At 34.4% G+C, this 19,893-nt stretch carries 16 protein-coding genes; 12 read left to right on the forward strand and 4 right to left on the reverse strand.

The features are described from left to right. Nucleotides 1–72 precede the first annotated feature (72 nt). A complete protein-coding gene (locus tag ACNH59_RS06480) occupies nt 73–1,095 on the reverse strand; it encodes a LacI family DNA-binding transcriptional regulator (RefSeq protein ID WP_418264615.1) in 1,023 nt (340 codons plus the stop codon). Between the two features lie 167 nt (nt 1,096–1,262). On the opposite strand from ACNH59_RS06480, the gene kduI reads away from it, so the two are divergent. The 5 genes from kduI to pth all read left to right on the forward strand — a co-directional run bounded on the left by kduI (nt 1,263) and on the right by pth (nt 4,965). Continuing rightward, nucleotides 1,263–2,105 carry a 5-dehydro-4-deoxy-D-glucuronate isomerase gene (kduI, locus tag ACNH59_RS06485; RefSeq protein WP_418264616.1) on the forward strand — a complete coding sequence of 281 codons (843 nt, stop codon included), beginning with the start codon at nt 1,263–1,265 and terminating at the stop codon, nt 2,103–2,105. An 18-nt stretch (nt 2,106–2,123) separates the two neighbouring features. Then, the gene (locus ACNH59_RS06490; protein WP_418264617.1) at nt 2,124–2,918 is read left to right on the forward strand and encodes a gluconate 5-dehydrogenase; all 795 of its coding nucleotides are present in this window, start codon (nt 2,124–2,126) and stop codon (nt 2,916–2,918) included. Nucleotides 2,919–3,028: 110 nt separating this feature from the next. Continuing rightward, nucleotides 3,029–3,931, forward strand: a complete 903-nt coding sequence (locus ACNH59_RS06495; protein ID WP_418264618.1) for a DUF4861 family protein — start codon at nt 3,029–3,031, stop codon at nt 3,929–3,931. A 44-nt stretch (nt 3,932–3,975) separates the two neighbouring features. Next, a complete protein-coding gene (locus ACNH59_RS06500) occupies nt 3,976–4,203 on the forward strand; it encodes a DUF4861 family protein (protein ID WP_418264619.1) in 228 nt (75 codons plus the stop codon). A gap of 135 nt (nt 4,204–4,338) precedes the next feature. Further along, nucleotides 4,339–4,965, forward strand: coding sequence for an aminoacyl-tRNA hydrolase (gene pth, locus ACNH59_RS06505; protein WP_418264620.1), 627 nt, complete (start codon nt 4,339–4,341; stop codon nt 4,963–4,965). Nucleotides 4,966–5,177: 212 nt separating this feature from the next. Here the strand turns inward: pth and ACNH59_RS06510 are convergent, their stop codons facing one another. Next, complete coding sequence (locus ACNH59_RS06510; protein WP_418264621.1) at nt 5,178–5,894, reverse strand: DsbA family oxidoreductase; 717 nt, start codon at nt 5,892–5,894, stop codon at nt 5,178–5,180. A gap of 478 nt (nt 5,895–6,372) precedes the next feature. Between ACNH59_RS06510 and ACNH59_RS06515 the strand changes: the two genes are divergently transcribed. From ACNH59_RS06515 to ACNH59_RS06540, 6 genes are read left to right on the forward strand one after another with little or no spacing between them, the layout of a single operon-like run. Then, the gene (locus ACNH59_RS06515) at nt 6,373–7,254 is read left to right on the forward strand and encodes a hypothetical protein (RefSeq protein WP_418264622.1); all 882 of its coding nucleotides are present in this window, start codon (nt 6,373–6,375) and stop codon (nt 7,252–7,254) included. Nucleotides 7,255–7,291: 37 nt separating this feature from the next. Further along, nucleotides 7,292–8,341, forward strand: coding sequence for a substrate-binding domain-containing protein (locus ACNH59_RS06520; protein WP_418264623.1), 1,050 nt, complete (start codon nt 7,292–7,294; stop codon nt 8,339–8,341). Between the two features lie 20 nt (nt 8,342–8,361). Further along, a complete protein-coding gene (locus ACNH59_RS06525; protein WP_418264624.1) occupies nt 8,362–9,879 on the forward strand; it encodes a sugar ABC transporter ATP-binding protein in 1,518 nt (505 codons plus the stop codon). A gap of 28 nt (nt 9,880–9,907) precedes the next feature. Beyond that, nucleotides 9,908–10,879 (forward strand): ABC transporter permease, encoded by a 972-nt coding sequence (locus ACNH59_RS06530; protein WP_418264625.1) that lies wholly within the window; start codon nt 9,908–9,910, stop codon nt 10,877–10,879. A gap of 5 nt (nt 10,880–10,884) precedes the next feature. Beyond that, a complete protein-coding gene (locus ACNH59_RS06535; protein ID WP_418264626.1) occupies nt 10,885–12,381 on the forward strand; it encodes a mannitol dehydrogenase family protein in 1,497 nt (498 codons plus the stop codon). Further along, nucleotides 12,381–13,271, forward strand: coding sequence for a carbohydrate kinase family protein (locus tag ACNH59_RS06540; protein ID WP_418264627.1), 891 nt, complete (start codon nt 12,381–12,383; stop codon nt 13,269–13,271). The genes ACNH59_RS06535 and ACNH59_RS06540 overlap by 1 nt, the downstream gene beginning before the upstream one ends. Before the next feature lie 264 nt (nt 13,272–13,535). On the opposite strand, the gene ACNH59_RS06545 is transcribed toward ACNH59_RS06540, so the two are convergent. After that, nucleotides 13,536–15,020: a mannitol dehydrogenase family protein gene (locus tag ACNH59_RS06545; RefSeq protein WP_418264628.1), complete on the reverse strand. Its 1,485-nt coding sequence runs from the start codon at nt 15,018–15,020 to the stop codon at nt 13,536–13,538. A gap of 165 nt (nt 15,021–15,185) precedes the next feature. On the opposite strand from ACNH59_RS06545, the gene ACNH59_RS06550 reads away from it, so the two are divergent. Continuing rightward, nucleotides 15,186–15,950 (forward strand): NUDIX hydrolase, encoded by a 765-nt coding sequence (locus tag ACNH59_RS06550; protein ID WP_418264629.1) that lies wholly within the window; start codon nt 15,186–15,188, stop codon nt 15,948–15,950. A gap of 173 nt (nt 15,951–16,123) precedes the next feature. Here the strand turns inward: ACNH59_RS06550 and ACNH59_RS06555 are convergent, their stop codons facing one another. After that, the gene (locus ACNH59_RS06555; RefSeq protein WP_418264630.1) at nt 16,124–19,576 is read right to left on the reverse strand and encodes a pyruvate carboxylase; all 3,453 of its coding nucleotides are present in this window, start codon (nt 19,574–19,576) and stop codon (nt 16,124–16,126) included. Between the last annotated feature and the right edge of the window lie 317 nt (nt 19,577–19,893).

A 19,893-nucleotide genomic window follows, 5' to 3' on the forward strand; every position in this document is an offset into this window, starting at 1 on the left:
AAAGCAATAATGCGGAACCTATAAATTGCCAATTTTGGTTTTTACTGATGTTTTTCCGGTTTTAGTTGGTATTTATTCTTTTTTTCTAGAAGAGTTTCTGATGATTAATTCAGGTTTTAATATTTTTGTATGATTTAGTCCCTTGTTGGTTTTGTTTTTTATCTGTTCAAATAACAAACTGGCTGCTATTTTTCCCATTTCAAAATCGGGCTGTTTTACTGTTGTCAATGAAGGTTCTATTACGGCTGAAATTGGTTCGTTGCTAAAGCCAACAAAGGCAATATCTTCAGGAATGCGAATGTCGTTTTCTTTTAAATATTGCATGGCGCTAATCGCCGAAGTGTCATTTGATGAAAAAACCGCGTCTACTTGAGGGAGCTTGAGTAATTTTTTTGCCATTTCTATTCCGTCTTCTCTCATTAAGTAGGATTCAAAAATATATTCTTCTCGAATTGGAATATTGTTTCTTTCTAAAGCTGCTTTGTAGCCGTTAGTTCTGTTTTGATACAGCTGTGATTTTTGTGGCCCTGAAAAGTGTACGATATTGGAACATCCTTGTTTGATTAAATGTTCAGTAGCTTCCATGCTAATTTTATAATCGTCAATGATGACATTAGTGCTGTTTTCTATGCTGCAAGGTCTGTCAAAAAAGAGAATAGGGAAGCCTTGTTTTTGGTATTCTTTAAAATGATTGTACTCTATGGTTTTCATAGAAACGGATATCAGTATGCCGTCTACCCTGTTAGATAGCATGGTGTTCATGAGTTTTTTTTCTCTTTCAAAATCATCTAAGGATTGACAAATAATTACGTCATAACCAGCATCAAAAGCAGTTTCTTCTATTCCTGCAATGACTGAAGAGAAAAAATGACGTGAAATTCTTGGGACGATAACGCCTATAGAATAGGTTTTGTTTGTTCTTAATTTTGAAGCTAAACTATTGCGTTGGTATCCTAATTCATTGGCCATGCTTAGGATTTTATCTTTTGTTTTTTGAGAAACTCGTGGGCTGTTGTTGAGTGCTCTTGAAACAGTTGAACTGTCAATTTCTAATGCCTTTGAGATGTCATGAATGGTGACGTTATTGTTTTTCATGCTTGTTTGTTGCGTTCAAAGATAATTGTTTGTTTTTTTAAAAAAAACAGTTGGTAACATTAAGGAGTTGTTTTGCAAATGTAGTCAATAATAAAAAACAAAATACAATCGATTGTATTTAAGAATAATTATTTATATATTTACACCGAAATTTTAAAATGAAAAAGATGAAAAATAAATATGAATCGCGTTATGCAGCTGCTCCTCAGGATGTAAAGTCTTATGATACTGCTAAGTTACGTAAGGAATTTTTAGTTGAGAGTTTGTTTGAGGATGATAAAATCAATTTGGTGTATTCTCATTATGATAGATACATTACAGGTGGTGTAAAACCTGTTGGAACAACGGTGCAATTAGAAACTATAGATCAATTAAAAGCTTCTTATTTTTTAGAGAGAAGAGAGTTGGGGGTAATTAATGTTGGTGGAAAAGGAACAGTTACAGTTAATGGCGAAGCATATGAGTTGGATCATAAAGAAGCTTTATATATAGGACAAGGAAATGAAAAGGTTACTTTTAATAGTAGTGATAAATCAAATCCAGCTTTGTTTTATATAAACTCTACTCCAGCACATAAGGCATATCCAATTAAAAAAATTGGAATTGATGATGTAGAGGTAGTAGAATTAGGGACTCCAGAAACAGCCAACAGACGTACGTTAAGAAAGTATATTGTAAATAGTGTTGTTGATGTTTGTCAGTTGCAAATGGGAATGACCACTTTACATAGTGGAAGTGTTTGGAATACCATGCCAGCTCACGTTCATGATCGTAGAATGGAAGTTTATTTTTATTTTGAAATTCCAGAAAACCAAGCAGTTTGTCATTTTATGGGGCAACCTGACGAAACAAGACATATTTGGATGGGTAATAATCAAGCGGTGATTTCACCACCATGGTCTATCCATTCAGGTTCAGGTACTAGTAGTTATTCTTTCATTTGGGGAATGGCAGGAGAAAACCTAGATTATGGTGATATGGATTTTTGTAACATAACCGATTTAAGATAATATAAAAAAACTAGAATTATGTCAATTAATTTATTTGATTTAACAGGCAAAGTAGCGCTTGTAACAGGTGGAGTTCATGGGTTAGGAATGTCTATGGCTAAAGGATTAGGTCATGCAGGAGCTAAGATTGTTGTTAACGATCGTTCTTCAGAAGAATCGGTTAATAATGCAGTAGCAGAATACAAATCAGTTGGTATTGAAGCTTATGGTTACATTTTTGATGTAACTGATGAGGCGGCTGTGATTGCGAATATTGCTAAAATTGAAGCAGAAGTTGGACCTATTGATATTTTGATTAATAATGCGGGTATTATCAAAAGGATTCCAATGGTTGATATGGAGGTGGAAGATTTTGAAGCCGTGATTAAAGTTGATTTAATTAGTCCTTTCATTGTTTCTAAGAATGTTGCTAAAGGAATGATTAAACGTGGCGGAGGAAAAATTATTAATATTTGTTCTATGATGAGCGAATTGGGTAGGGACTCTGTTAGTGCTTATGCCGCAGCTAAAGGCGGATTGAAAATGTTGACTAAAAACATGGCTACAGAATGGGCTAAGTTTAATATTCAAACTAATGGAATTGGACCAGGTTATTTTGCAACGAGTCAAACAGCTCCAATTCGTGTAGATGGGCATCCATTCAATGATTTTATTATTAGCAGAACTCCTGCAGGACGTTGGGGTGATCCTGATGATTTGCAAGGTGCAGCAATCTTTCTAAGTTCTAAAGCAAGTGATTTTGTAAATGGACATGTTGTTTATGTTGATGGTGGAATTTTAGCTACTATCGGTAAGCCATCAAACGAAGATTAATTAGTCAATAATAACTTTAAATATGAAATGCGCATAAAGTACTTTGGTTTTTGATGTCAATGTTGTTATGCGAATGGAATAGGGGGGTTAGAAATATAAAATACCAACGTATGAATGCTTTCAAATTATTTTCTGGTGCTATTTTAAGTATGTTGTTGTTTTCTTTTGGAACAAAAGAAGACCCAATAACGATAAAAGTGAAAAACAGCTTAAATAAGCAACGCTCGTTTGAAACCGTTACTTTGACCAAAGAATTTTTAAAAACCAATGACTTGTCTGTCTTAGGTGTTAAGGATAAAAAAACGGGTAAATTATTGGTTACACAAGTAGTCGATACAAATGGTGATGGCGTTATGGACGAATTGTTATTTCAACCCGTAGTTGCAGCTAAATCGACCCAAGAATTTGAAGTAATCAAAGTGTCAGATAAAGTAAGACCAAAGTCGATTGAGTACTGTTATTCTCGTTTTGTGCCTGAACGTACAGATGATTATACCTGGGAAAACGACAAGGTTGCTTTTAGAGTGTACGGTCCTGTAGCCCAAAAAATGATTGAAGATAAAATCCCAGGAGGAACACTTTCTAGTGGAGTAGATGCTTGGTTGAAAAGAGTTGACTATCCAATTATCAATAAATGGTATAAGAAAGTGGTCGATAAAACGGGAACCTATCATGAGGATACTGGCGAAGGACTTGACAATTTTCACGTAGGTTCTAGTAGAGGTGTGGGTGGAATTGCCGTAAAAAATAAAGGTCAGTTTTATATTGGAAAAAATTATACTGAATATAAGACCATAACCACTGGGCCAATACGTACGAGTTTTTATTTGAAATATGCAGATTGGGATGCTAATGGCAATAAGATTATTGAATCTAAAATTATCAGTTTAGATTTAGGAAGTAGGTTGTCTAAGTTTGAAACCTCTCTGAAAGGCACCAAAACTATTGCTGCTGGATTGACACTTCACGAAAAGAAAGGAAAAGTTACTGGGAATAAAAAAAGGGATGGGTAAGTTATTATGAGCCTATTGGGGATTCTGAAATCGGAACGGCAATCGTGGCTACTAAAAAGTACTTTTGTGATTTTGAAACCTATGATACTAAAGCGGTTGATTTAAGCAATGCTTATGCTAATTTAAAAGTGAAAAACAATATAGTTGTTTATTACGCTGGTCATGCTTGGAAAAAACAAGGTGATATTAAAAATGCAAAAGAATGGCAGGATTATTTGGACCAATTTTCAGAAAACATCAACAATCCTTTGGAAGTTTCATTAGTTAAATAGTTATTATTTAAAATAAACATAAATCCTTTTGCATTTGAGTATTCATTTGTAAAAGGATTTTTTTTGGCTTTATTTTTTTATTTTTTTACAAATTGATTTTGCATAGATTTTAATAAATACCCTTATTTTTGCGGCATGATAAAATGGATACAACAATTGTTTTCCTCATCAACCATCGAGAACAAAACGGATAATATGAAGAAATTTTTAATAGTAGGTCTGGGGAACATTGGTGCAGAATATGTGAATACGCGTCACAATATTGGCTTTAAGGTTTTGGATTTCTTTGCTCGAAAAGAAGGACTTTCTTTTGAAACTGTAAAATTGGGTGCTTTGGCAGAATATAAGTTCAAGGGAAGAACATTTTTTCTTTTGAAACCTAATACCTATATGAATTTAAGCGGTAAAGCAGTTAAATATTGGATGGACAAAGAGAATATTCCAGTTGAGAATATTTTAGTGATTACCGATGATTTGAATTTGACTTTTGGAGCCATTCGAATTCGCTCAAAAGGGAGTGATGGCGGACATAACGGCTTGAAAAATATCAATTTGGTATTGAATACCAATATGTATCCACGTTTTCGATTTGGAATCAGTGACGAATTCAAAAAAGGAAAACAGGTGGATTATGTATTAGGCGAATGGACTGCTGAAGAAGAGGCCAAGTTGCCAGAGCGTTATGAGATGGCAGCAGAAATCATAAAATCTTTTGGAACAGCAGGCTTGGAACTTACCATGACTTCCTATAATGGAAAGTAATCATTGGTTGAATTATGTCATTACTAAGTACAACTACTATCAGTAGCTCACTTAATTTACCGTTTTTATATAGTTTGTATTTACCATTAAGCAATTAAGAAAATTTATTCTTAATTGCTTAATGGTTTAAAAAAATAACATTTTTTTATTTTGATTAATATGCAAATTAGATGGTATGACTTTGTTTGTTAGGGTCTTAATGGTAAATGAAACTAGTCGCAGCCCTCTATACCGCAACTATCACCTTCTTCATTGTTTAAAAGAGTTAGTTGTGGACTAAAATCGCCTTCTTCCCATACTTTTTCAAGTGTTTTGACAAAAGTTTCCACATGTTGTGCACCTGAAATAGCATATTTATTATCGAAAACAAAAAACGGTACTCCTTGAATTCCGATTTGCTGTGCCATGGAAATATCTTTTTGTACTTCATTAGCGTAGGCATCCGAATTTAAAACGCCTGCTACTAGCTCTTTGTCCATGCCTACTTCTTGTCCTAGGGCAATTAGCGTATTTTTATCGTCTATATTTTTTCCGTCGGTCATGTAAGCTTTAAAAAGCAATTCTTTTAATTCATTAGCTAAATGATGTTTTTTAGCTAAATGTAATAATCGGTGCGCATGATATGAATTGGCTAATATAGCTTTGTCAAAATTAAACTCCAATCCAGAATTTTTGGCATTTTGAGTCATGTTTGCAACCATTTCTATAGCCCAATCTTTGTCTTTACGGTATTTTTCAGCTAGGTGATCGTAGATATTGTCCTCCGCTGAGGCTATAAAATTGGCGTCCAGTTGAAAGCTTTTCCATTCTATTTCTATTACGTCTTGGTGTCCAAACTCTGCTATGGCGTTTTCAATGCGTCTTTTTCCTATATAACAATAAGGGCACATTATGTCCGACCATATTTGAATTTTAAGTGTGTTTTTCATTTTTTAAATGTTTGTATATACAAATGTAATAAAGACTTTTTGGAAACTAATGGGGTTTAGGGTTTTATTATGATTTGAATTAGAAATATTATAGGATTGGCTCTTTAGTGGGTTAATAGCTTTTATTGCCTTTTGGATTTCAACTGTTTTTTCGGAAGGTTTTTGATGAATTCTAGAGTTTTTAGGCTTATTTTTTAGTAGTAAAGAATCAATTTTGGACTAAAGACGAAATCGTAATAGTGGAATTTTCTTTCTTTTCGGATTATAAAACGTATTTTTTACGTAATATAAATATTTTGCAAATCCCTTGATATATATGGTTAAATGATAAAAAATAACGTTTTTAATTGAATTAAGTGTTTTTTTAAATGAAAAAATTTTTAGTAATATCAAAAATAGTTATATCTTTGTTTTAATAAAGCGTAAGAAATACGTTTTATATTAAAACCAAAAAATTAACTAACTAACAAATTTAATCATGAAACAATTAATCAAAAGTGCAGTTGCTTTAAGTAATGTAAAGCTTGGTAAAAAACTAGCGTTAAAAGCATTAGCTTTAGGGGTGCTTTTTGGGGCAGGCAGTATGCAGGCACAAGGTGTAAAAGTTAAAAGAGCTGCCGAAGAAACTATGGTAGAGGATAATTATGAGCCATTTACTTTTGGGCTTCATTTGAAAAACATGCACCTATGGCATGGTTTTACAGTGACTCCAGGTCCAATGGCTGCAACTAATTTAGAGTATAACACTCGAAATAAGAAGTTTACATTTGGTTTTTGGGGTGGTGCTGGTGCTGCTTCAGATGTAACTAATAAGAATGGAGACCAAGTAGGGGCGCACTATAAAGAATTTTCCCTTTATACAGTATACCGTTTTTCAGATAAATTTTTCGTTGAAGCGGTTACTCACAACAACTACACAGGTGTTGAAGAAAGAGGTGATGTGTTACGTTATTGGAGTTATGATAAAACACAAGGATATAATTTCGTAGATTTAAACATTGGTTATCAGGTTTCTAAAAGTACTTTGTTGTATTTAGCTACTATTATAGAAGGTGGTTCTGGAGATTATCAAGTGCAATCTGATGGTTCTTTGAAAGATTCGTACACGCATTATTTAGAGGTTAAAAGCAAAGTATGGGAAAAAGGAGATAGTCATCTTTCGCTTTTTGCTGGTGGGGCTTGGTCTTTTATAACAGACAAAACTTTTTATACAGAAGGTAAAGGTAATTTTATCAATGTAGGAGCAACACTTTCAAAAAATGTAAAATTAGGAAGCTATGTTTTACCAGTGGATGTTACCGCAATGTGGAATCCAGAAAAACAAAAAACTGTACTACAAGTTGACTTGAAAATATTTTAATTAAGTAAAAACATATTAACAATCTAAACTAAAAACGATGAAAACATTATTGAAAAAATTGGTTAAGCCACTATTGATGTTGGCAATTATAGTAAGTGCAGCAAGCTGTATCGATAAAGACAAAGGTGGTCAAGACAAAACAGAAGCTACGGAATCTACTGGGGAAAAAATTGAAAGTGCTAAAGATTTGACAGGTTTGAAAATTGGGTATTGTACGCCTTCATTGGATGCACCCTACTACCAAGCTTTATTGACAAGTATTAAAGAAACTACAGAAGCAAACGGAATGGAATTCTTGTCTGCAGATGGTCAAGGAGATATCAATAAACAAATTGCGGCTTGCGAAGATTTGATTACTAAAGGAGTTGATGCTTTGTTATTGAATCCAAAAGATCCAGATGCTTTAGTAGGTGTAACACAAGTTGCGAAAAAAGCGGGTATCCCAGTATTTATTATTGACAGTTCAATCAGCCCTTCTGCAGATTATGTAACGACAATTCAATCAAACAATTTGGCTAATGGTGAATTAGCTGGAGAATGGGTAGCGAAGAAATTTGGAGCAAAAAAAATGAAAATAGCCTTACTAAGTGGAAATGCAGGAAATCCTGTTGGAAAAACACGTAAACAAGGACTTTTACAAGGAATTACTGAAGAGCAATTGAGAAGTTTAGGATACATTGATCTTAATGTAAAAACACAAATGTACACAGACTGGACTTATGCAGGAGGTATGAAAGCTATGGAAGATGTATTAGTAGCACATCCTGATGTAAATGTAGTAATTACTGAATCTGATGTTTGTGTATTGGGAGCTATTAAGGCGATTGCTCAGGCAGGAAAAACAAATGATATTTTAATAGTTGCTGCGGCAGATGGACAAAAAGAAGCAATCAAATACATTATGGATACTAATTTCTATGGTTGTACTGCCATGAATAGTCCAGTTCAAATTGGGAAAAATGCTGTAGAAGCTGCAGTGCAATATATAAATGGTAAAAGAGATTTTTCTAAAATTTCATACACTGATCCATTGTTGATTACAAAAGAAAATGCAGCTAAATATTACAACCCAAAAGCATTGTTTTAATCTAATAAAACTATAGTAGTATGGAAAATAGGATAAGTGAATACCGAGTTGAAATGACTGGAATAACCAAAAGTTTTGGAGTTGTTTCTGTTCTCGAAGGAGTTAATTTGAAAATAAAGCATGGAGAAATCCATGCTTTACTCGGGGAAAATGGAGCAGGAAAATCTACATTAGTTAAAATTCTAAGTGGTGTGCATCAAAAGGACGGTGGTAAAGTCCTTTTGAATGGCACCGAAATTAATCCAAAAAACACACACGATGGTCAGGTTTTAGGGATTAGCGTGGTGTATCAAGAATTGTCATTAGTGAATGATTTGTCTGTGGCTGAAAATATTTATTTGCACAAGTTAGGAGCAAGTAAATTTTGGATGAATTGGAAAGAAATTACTAAAGACGCTCAAGATTTAATTGACTCTTTGGGTTTTGAAATTGATGCATCAGCAACGGTTAGAGATTTGAGCATTGTTCAAAAACAAGTGGTGGAGATAGCTAAAGCCCTATCTGAAGACACAAAGGTGTTGATTCTAGACGAGCCCACTACAGTTTTCGACCCAAATGACGCAAAGAAATTGTTTGAGAATCTATTAAGACTTAAAAGTGAAGGGATGTCTATTATCTATATATCCCATCATTTAGAAGAGATATTTAAGATTGCGGATACAATTACAGTGCTAAAAGATGGGGTGGATACGGGTAGTATGGCTACTAAAGACATCAATAAAGACAATGTAATCAAGTTGATGATTGGTCGTGAGCTAGAGGATTTATATCCTACACGTAATACAGAGGTGGCTGAGAAACCTGTTTTTGAAGTTAAAAATCTTTATGGTAGTGATGGTTTTGTAAAAGATGTTTCTTTTTCAGTGCGACCAGGGGAAGTTTTAGGAATCGCTGGGTTAGGAGGTAGTGGAAGAACCGAAATGGCAAAGCTGATTTTTGGTGCCGATAAGAAGAAATCGGGAACCTTAATTCTGAACGGTAAAGAAATTAGAACGGATTCGCCTTTTGAAGCTGTTAAGCACGAAATTGGATTTGTTTCCGAAGATAGAAAAGAAGAGGGAGTGTTTTTACCACTTTCAATCAAGCGAAATATCAGTATTACAAGTTTTAAGCCTATTTCAAGTAAGCTTGGATTTATAAATAATCAAAAAGAGTCTGATAATGTTAATGGTTTGATTACGAAATTAAATATCAAGACTCCAAGTAGTGAGGTTGATGTTAAAAATTTATCAGGTGGAAATCAACAAAAAGTAGCCTTAGCCAAATGGTTGAGCATTGATAGTAAATTAATTATTATTGATGAACCTACAAGGGGAGTTGATGTAGGTGCCAAAATTGAGATCTACAACCTAATAAATGAAGTTGCAAAAAAAGGAGTTGGTGTTGTTGTTATTTCTTCAGATATGCCTGAAATTATGGGAATTGCAGACCGAATTCTAGTAATGCACAAAGGAACTGTTTTTGGCGAGTTGTCAAAAGATCAATTTACTGAAGAAAATATTTTAAGATATTCCATCGGAGAAGAATTAAAAGCATAATCAATAACTAACATTAAAAATAAATAAAATGAATACATCTATAAATAAACAAGCAACTGGTCTGGGTGATATACTAAAGTTTATCATCAAGCATAATACAATTTTTATTTTTATCCTTCTGGTAATTTTTTCGGCATTAATATCTGATGTCTTTTTTACAGAAACCAATCTTTCTAATTTATTAAAACAAGTTTCTGGAATTGGTATTGTAAGTATCGCGATGTTAATTGTGATTTTGACGGGCGGAATCGATCTGTCGGTTGGTTCGGTAGTGGCCTTATTAGCTGTAACTTTTGCCATCTTAGTAAATACGGTGATATTACCAGTAGCTATTTTGATAACTATACTATTAGGGTTTGCTTTGGGAAGTTTTTCAGGTTATTTGATAGCCTATCGAAAAATGGCCCCGTTTATCGCAACCTTGGCTTTAATGACCATTGCTAGAGGTTTAGGTTTTATTTATTCTAAAGGGTCTCCAGTAACTTTTGAAACACCAGGAGGTGCTTTTATGTCTGATTTTGCTAATAATTCAACACTTTGGATTCCAAATATTGCTATTGTGTTTTTTATTATCGTTGCCTTAGCTTCGGTTATGTTGCGATTTAATGTTTTTGGTAGATTAATTATTGCCATGGGAAGTAATGAAGAAGCTTCGCGTTTGTCTGGAATTAGAGTAAATAAATATAAGTTTTTAGTTTACGCTATCTCTGGTAGTTTGGCTGCTATTGCTGCAATCATCACCGCTTCAAGAACTAATCTAGGTTCGCCTAATATGGGTGTGGCTTGGGAGCTAGACGCTATTGCTGCTGTAGTAATTGGTGGAGCAAGTTTAAATGGAGGAAAAGGAACAGCAATTAATACGCTGATGGGTGTCCTTATCTTGGGATTAATTGGAAACATTTTGAATCTATTAAATGTCCCTTCTTATCCACAACAAGTTGTAAAAGGGGTAATCATCATCTTAGCCGTATTATTTCAAAAAATCGAAGGTAAAAAATAATCATCATGGAACATTATAAATTAAATAGCGGAAATTTAAATAAACTTTCTGCAGGGGTTTCTATTCCCAAATACAATAGAGAAAACGTAAAAACAGGAATTGTTCACGTAGGTGTTGGTGGGTTTCATAGAGCGCACGAAGCCATGTATTTAGATCAATTATTACATGACGAATCCAATGCAAATTGGGGAATTTGTGGAGTGGCTTTGTTAAATTTTGATCAAAAAATTTACAACACTTTAAAAGACCAAGACGGTTTGTATACCCTAGTGGTAAAAGAATTGGATGGTACTTTGACCAAACGTGTTATTGGATCTATTGTAGAGTATTTGTTTGCTCCAGATAGTCCTAAAGCTGTGATTGATAAAATGGCACATCCTGATGTGAAAATTATAACGCTTACCATTACTGAAGGAGGTTATAATTTAAACGAAGCAACAGGTGGTTTTAATTTTGACAATCCTCAAATTATACACGATAGTAAAAATACAGATAGCCCAATAACTATTTTTGGTTATTTGACACAAGCTTTAAAATTACGTAAAGAACAAAATACAGCTGGGGTTACCATTCTTTCTTGTGATAACATTGAAGGAAATGGTGATGTAACCAAGAAAATGCTTTTGTCTTACATAGAATTTGCACAACCTGATTTGTTGGATTGGGTTAAGGATAATGTTTCTTTCCCCAATAGTATGGTGGACAGGATTACACCAGCTACGATTCCTGCTGATATTGCAGAACTGAAAGAGGTTTCTGGGATTGAAGATCAATGGCCGGTGGTTTGTGAATCTTTTCAGCAATGGGTCATCGAAGATGAGTTTATTGCAGGAAGACCAAATTTAGAAGCTGTAGGAGTACAGTTTGTAAAAAATGTTGCTCCATACGAGAAGATGAAACTGGGGTTGTTAAATGCAGGGCATTCTGTAGTTGGGATTTTAGGGAGTTTGATGGGGTATTCTACTATCGACGAAGCCGTAACTGATCCTAATATTGGGACTTTCTTAGCAAATTATTTGGATGTAGAGGTTACGCCTATTCTTCGTGATTTAGAAGGTATGGATTTAACAGCCTACAAACAAACATTGATAAATCGATTTAGCAATATTTACATCAAAGACCAAATTGACAGAATTTGTTCTGAAACTTCGGCTAAGATGCCAAAGTTTATTTTGCCAACAGTACAAGAGCAATTAAAGGGAGATAAAGCAATTAGTTTAGCTTCATTTGTAATTGCAGCTTGGGCAGTTTATAGTTTAGGTTTCAATGAGAAAAAGGAAGCTATAAACATTAAAGATGCTTTGCAGGAAACACTTTTAGCACAAGCCAAATTAGCACAAGAATATCCAAAGAACTTTTTAGAACTAGAGGAAGTTTTTGGAAACCTAAGTAAATCAGAAATTTTTAGTGACGCTTTCGCTAAAGCTTATCAGAATATTGTAAGTTTTGGGGTTGAAAAATGTATAATAGAGTTGAATAACAACTTGCTAATTGAGAAATAATGGTAAAAGCAACCTGTTTTGGAGAGGTATTGTGGGATGTGTTTCCAACGCATAAAAAAATTGGAGGCGCACCACTGAACGTTGCTGTTCGGTTGAGGTCAATGCAGAATGATGTGGCCATAATCAGCAGTATTGGAATGGATAAGAAGGGGCAATTATTGCTGGACTTTTTAAAAGAGAACAATGTTAATGATCAAGGTGTTCAGGTAGATACTAATTATAAAACAGGTAAGGTCAAAGTTGTCTTAGATGAATCAGGTTCTGCCTCTTATGATATTATGCAGCCACGTGCCTGGGATAATATTCAACTGACAGATGTAGCAAAAGAATTGACACAAACAGCTGATGTTTTTATTTATGGAAGTTTAGCAGCTAGAGATTTGGTCAGTAGGACCACTTTGTACGAACTATTGAAGCTTGCAAAATATAAAGTTTTTGATGTTAATTTGCGTAAGCCATATTACTCGGCTGATGTTTTATCCCATTTGATGAACGAGGCTGATTTTATTAAATTCAATGATGACGAAATCTTTGAAATTGCGGGATTACTAGGTTCAGAGACGCAAAATTTAGAAGAAACCATTTTGTATATCGCTCAAAAAACAAAGACTGATTGTATTTGTGTGACCTTAGGTAGTAAAGGAGCTGTTTTGTATTTTGAAGGAAACTTTTATTCGAATCCAGGATACAAGATTACAGTGGCTGACACAGTAGGAGCAGGAGATTCTTTTCTAGGCACTTTGATTAATAAATTAGTCAAAAAATCTGACCCACAAGAGTCTATTGATTATGCTTGTGCAGTGGGCGCTTTGGTAGCAAGTTATGAGGGTGCCAATCCAATAATAGAAGAAGATACCATAAGAAATTTAATGGGTAAAGCCGTTTCTTAAAAAAGAGTGCAAAAAATAAATAAAATAGATGTGTTCTCCATTAAGGAATTTTGAGGATAAAGGCTTGAAGAATCTTAATTTCTTAATGGTTTACATTTTTTTAAAGTTTGAATAATGTTAAAGAGTAATCTTATTGTGTTAAAGGATTATTAGTTCATCGTCTTACAATTTTTAACTTGAACATTTTAGAATTTGTCGTAAAACTTCATAATGCAGATTATGAAGTTTTTTTATGCGCTAGAGTTCGAGTTTTTTGAATGGGAATTAGTTTGCATTCCAGTTCTGAATACAAGTTTTTACCTTATTTTCTCTTAGTAAAGCAAGGGCTTCTAAATAATAGGAAGTAAATACTTCGTTCTGGCTTAAATCATCAAAAATAGATTTGATTTCAAGGAATTTTATCGGGTTTTGGATAGATAGCGCTGCCGTTCTAATCAAAGTACCGCTCAAAGTGTCAATGATTTCATAAGGATTGTCATTGTCGTCCACCCCGTCATTGTATTTCGTCCAAGCAGCGATTACAAATGCCGCACTCTTTACTTTCTTTTCGTTTTCCAGTTGGTGTTTGACTGTAGGTAAAATAAACAAAGGAACCTTAGCTGAACTTTCTTGGCAAATACGAAATAATTGGTCATTAATATGCGGATTCAGGAATCGGGAAACCAAGCTTTTTTTGTAATTCTCAATGCTCTTTTTATCGGAATCGGTAAGTGTTGGTGTTACTTCTTCGTCTAAAAATGTTTTTAAGAAAAACATAAAATCAGTGTCATTTGCTGTTTCATATACGGTTTTGTAGCCGTGTAAGGTTCCTAGGATTCCTAATATGGTGTGGCTCGCATTTAGCAAGCGCAGTTTTAAGTTTTCAAAAGGAGCAATATTTTGAGTGTATTGCACGCCCACTTTATCCCAACTAGGTCTGTCGTGAATAAACTGATCCTCGATTATCCATTGGGAAAAAGATTCGCAAACTACTGGCCATTGGTCATCAATAAAAAAATCTTCCTTTAATGTGTTAATGTCTTTTGAGTTGGTGATAGGCGTAATTCTATCGACCATGGTATTGGGGAAACTGGTGTTTTTTGCAATCCAATCTAAAAGATCTGGTTCTATTTTACTCACGTATTTTAATAGTGATTGCTTCATGGTATCTCCATTCGACTTGATGTTGTCACAAGATATGATGGTGCAACCTGGGAGGTTTCGAAGTTTTCTTAACTTGAATGATTGGGTCAAATACCCAAAAACAGTTTTAGGGCTAAAAGGGTTTTTGATATCTTCAGTCACTCCTGGGTGATTGATGTCAAATTCACCTGTAATTTCATTTAAATGATAACCGTCTTCGGCAATGGTCAAAGAGATAATTTTGATGTCAGGATTTGCCATTTTTTCAATTACCGCCAGCGGGTTTTCTGGGCCGTAAAAATATTCTACAATTGAGCCAATGATTTTGGCTTTATGAGAACCATTTTTTTCTTTGGTATACAAAGTAAATAATCCATCTTGGTCTTTCAGGATATTGTATATTTTTCGGTCAGAATCCAATAAATCTACACCGCAAATCCCATAGTTCAATTCGTTGTATTTATCAATAAGTTCATGAATATAATAAGCTTGATGAGAACGGTGAAAATTGCTTACTCCAATATGCACAATGCTGGTGCTGATGAGGTCTCGGTCATAAGAAGGTACCGAAATGTCTTTTGGCAATAAACTTAAGTTTTCTGCATTAAGGTAATAAGATTTTGCCATAGTTTTGGGTAATCATGAAATGTAATTAATAAGCGTTAAAATTACGTAATTAAATTATATTTAAAATGAAAATCTTGTGTTTGAAAAGAAAAATGTAGGTAATAAAGTTATTAAAACAGTTATATTTGTGTAATGGACCTATGGGAGGTAATTCCAGTTTAAATTATGGACTTTAGAAAAATAAATAACTTATCGGTAGATTGTGTGATTTTTGGTCTAGGGACAGATAATCTTAGTGTTTTACTGCAAAAAAGAACCTTGAATTTGTACAATGACAATTATCCTTTGATTGACGATTGGGTTTTGCCTGGTGAAAATGTTTTAAAGAGTAACAATCTAGGACAATCAGCAGAGCGAATTTTAAAAAGAGTCACAGAAAAAAACTTTCCCAATAAAAAGCAGTTTAGAACCTATGGAAGTCAAAACCGTATCCATTCGGATAAAGATTTATTGTGGGTTAGAAGTCAAGGCGCTGAAACCCGTACGATTACCGTGGTTTATTATTTGACCATACCAAAAGAAAATATTGCACTAAGAGATGGTAGTGATTTTAAGTGGTTTCCTGTAGAATCGTTACCTGAAGTGGGTTATGACCACAAAAGGATTATTAATGATGCTTATGAAGACTTAAAATCAAAAATCACAACAGAGCCGGTAATGTTTGATTTGGTTCCAGTTGAGTTCACGTTAAATGAACTGCAATCAGCGTTTGAGATACTTTTAAACATCGAACTGGATAACCGGAATTTCAGAAAAAAAACCCTTAGCAAGACTTATATTGTTCCTCTAGATAACAAACGCAAAGTAGCAGGTTCCAAGAAGCCTTCGAAATTATATATGTTTAGCAAAGATGTCTATGATAAAATCGCCGAAAAAGATTTTATGATAGGCACCATTTTGGTTTTAATGTTAAAATTATTCCTGATCTAAGTTTGCTTGATTTGTGAACTAAGTTTTATTACTATCATCTTATTAAGATAGCTATTAGCATCTCTGCTAATGTCCAATAAATCAATAAGCACAACGCAAGCTGTGCTTATTGATAAAAGTTTTGGGGTTGTAATTAGTTTTTGAAATCTTTGTCTTTTATAGCTGTTTTTTGATTATTCTAATTCAAGAATTAGATCGTCAGCATTGACCATCTTTCCGGGTTGTACGGCTATTTTTTTGATGGTCGCATTTTCAGTGGCAGTAATAGTTGTCTCCATTTTCATGGCTTCAATTATAAATAAAGGTTGGTTTTTTACGACTTTTTCTCCAGGGTTTACAAAAATAGTCGACAATAGTCCTTGTAAGGGAGTTCCAATTTGAGCACTATTGTTTTTGTCTACTTTTACATTTGCTACCGTTTCTACTTTTATAGATTGGTCTTTTACTTCAATAATTCTACCTTGTCCATTTACTTTAAAATAAACGGTTACAATTCCTTCAGAGTTCGGTGTTCCTACAGAATCCAAAGTAATCAATAAAGATTTGCCCTTGTCAATTTCTATGGTTATTTCTTCGCCAATTTCCATTCCGTAGAAGAAATTTTTAGTAGGTAGATTTGTTAGATTGTCATATTTTAAATGTTTGTTGTAAGCATCTATAAATACTTTTGGATACAATTTATAGGATAAGAAGTCTGTAAAATCAATTTTTCGTCCTAAGTCATTTTCGAAAATTTTTCTAAAATCGGCATATTCTTTTTCAAAATCTATTGGGGGAATATGAGCATTCGGCCTGTCTGTAAAAGGCTTCTCGTCTTTTAAGATTAACTTTTGCAGTTTTTCAGGAAAACCATTTACGGGCTGCCCCAATTCACCTTTAAAGAAACTCACTACAGAAGCAGGGAACGAAATGGTATCGCCTCTTTCAAGGACGTCGTTTACCGTTAAGTTGTTGCTCACCAGGTATTGCGCCATGTCTCCAACCACTTTAGAACTCGGGGTTACTTTTATAATATTACCAAATAAGGTGTTAACCTCTGCATACATTTTTGTAATCTCGTGAAAACGATCTTCTAGTCCCAACGATTGTGCTTGCGGTTTTAAGTTGGAATATTGTCCACCCGGAATTTCGTGCTTGAAAACTTCTCCAGAACCACATTTTAACCCTGATTCAAAGGGATAATAATACTCTCTTACGGTTTCCCAATAATTAGAATATTCGTTCAAGGATTCGATATTGATTGGGTTTTCACGTTCGTGAAATTTCATCATCTCTACTACAGAATTGAAATTAGGCTGCGAGGTTAATCCAGACAAGCCTCCTAAAGCCACATCTATAACATCTACGCCAGCTTCAATAGCTTTTAAGTAGGTCGCGGCTTGAATTGAAGAAGTGTCATGGGTGTGCAAGTGAATCGGAATGTTCAATTCGGACTTTAAAGCCGAGACTAATTCAGATGCAGCATAAGGTTTTAGCAAACCAGCCATATCTTTAATTCCTAAAATATGAGCTCCTGAATTCTCTATTTCTTTGGCTAAATCAATATAGTATTTTAAGTTGTATTTGGTATTTTTTACGTCCAGTATATCGCCTGTATAACAGATGGAGCCTTCGGCCAAACCTTGGGTTCTGGTGCGAATTTGTTCGATACAAGGACCAATAGATTTCATCCAGTTTAGAGAGTCAAAAACTCTGAATAAATCAATGCCGTTTTCCCACGATTCTTCTACAAATCGTGCAATCAAATTATCTGAATAAGCAGTATACCCCACGCCATTAGAACCTCTGATTAACATTTGGAGTAAAACATTAGGCATCTTTTTTCGGAGTAATTGTAAACGTTCCCAAGGATTTTCTTGAAGAAAACGCAAACAAACATCAAAAGTAGCACCACCCCAAACTTCCATACTGAAAATATCAGAATGGTTTTTAGCATAACCTTCGGCTACTTGGAGCATATCATAAGTACGCATTCTGGTGGCCAACAAACTTTGGTGCGCATCGCGCATGGTCGTGTCAGTATAATGGATTTTTTTTTCATTTTTTAACCATTGTGCAAATTGCTCAGGACCTAATTTGGTTAATAAATCTTTTGTCCCTTTTGGAAAAGCAGCGTTGGCATCAAAAGCAGGAATTTTTGGTTTTATAAATGTTTTGGAACGGTCTAGTTTTTTTACGTCAGGATTTCCATTAACTGTAGTGTCAGCCAAATAAGTAATTATTTTATTGGCTCTGTTTCTAGGCGCTTTAAATATAAATAAATCGGGATTTGATTTGATAAAATTAACTGTTATCGCTCCTTTTTTGAAAGTGTCGTGTTTTAAGATATTATCCAAGAAAGGCATATTGGTTTTGACACCTCTAATCCTAAATTCTCGCAAAGCTCTTTGTATTTTTCTTGAAGCACCGTCCAAGGTTCTGCCACTAGCAGTTACTTTGACCAACATGGAATCAAAGAAAGGAGAAATAGTAACCCCCTGATAAACGCTGCCAGCATCCAAACGGATTCCGAAACCTGAGGCACTTCTATACGTAGATACAGTTCCGAAATCTGGTTTGAAATCGTTTTGAGGATCTTCAGTTGTGATGCGGCATTGCAAAGCATATCCTGAAATAGTGACCGCTTCTTGATTTGGTATTTTTATTTGCTGATCTTCTAATTTGTAACCTCCTGCAATAAATAATTGTGTCTTTACCAAATCAATATTGGTTATCACTTCGGTTACGGTGTGTTCCACTTGGATTCTCGGATTTACCTCAATAAAATAAATTGAATCATCGTCATCTACTAAAAACTCTACCGTACCAATATTGTTATAATTAACAGCCTTACAAATAGTCGTAGCGTAGTTGTACAAAGCTTCTCTAGTTTCTTCTTTTAGACCATAGGAGGGAGCAAATTCAATTACTTTTTGATAGCGCCGCTGTACCGAGCAATCGCGTTCGTATAAGTGAACCGTATTTCCGTAATTATCGGCTACAATTTGAATTTCGATATGTTTAGGATTTTCTACAAATTTTTCAAGAAAAACGGTATCATCACCAAAAGCGTTTAAGGCCTCTCTTTTGCTTTCGGGGTAGGCTTTTTTTAGTTCTTCTTCCTCTCTAATCACGCGCATTCCTCTACCACCTCCACCAGAAGCGGCTTTCAACATTACAGGATAGCCAATGATAGCTGCTTCAGAAAGTGCAACTTTGATGTCGTCTAATGGTTTGGAATTGCTTCTAATAATAGGAATGTTATTTTCAATAGCTACCTTCTTGGCCGCAATTTTATCACCTAGTGATTGTAAAACGGACACTTTTGGACCTACAAATATGATATTGTTTTCAGCACATTTTAGGGCAAACTCTGGGTTTTCTGATAAAAAACCATAACCTGGATGTATCGCATCTACATCATTATCCAAGGCTACTTTTATAATCGTATTAATGTCCAAATATGGTTTTAGAGGTTGATTGTCCTCGCCTATTTGATACGATTCATCGGCCTTATAACGATGTAAAGAATAGCGGTCTTCATAAGTGTAAATACCAACCGTTTTAATGTTGATTTCGGTACAGGCTCTGAATATTCTAATAGCAATTTCTCCTCTATTTGCGACAAGTACTTTTTTGATTTTCATATTTGATGTAGAATTTGAGTAAATGTGATGTTTGCGATTAAATTTACAAATTACATTTAAGAAGTTGTTAGTTTTTATGGATTTTGTAATGAAATATGTTTTTCGATAATAACAATAGAGGTTATGCCACAGATAAGTGGGAGATTTGTATAGTTTGGAGTTTCTTTTTGAAAGATGCCAATGGAACGAAATAGGTAATCTTTTTTAGGAGCAGAAAGTAGAGTGGTTTCAGTGAAGTTGGGTTCCCGCTTTTCGTTTTATCTTGTAGTGGCAGCCCGTAGTTTCGGGCTACCACCACAAGGATGTCACTTCAATCG

This window comes from Flavobacterium faecale (assembly GCF_048320115.1).
Taxonomy (GTDB): Bacteria; Bacteroidota; Bacteroidia; order Flavobacteriales; family Flavobacteriaceae; genus Flavobacterium; species Flavobacterium faecale_A.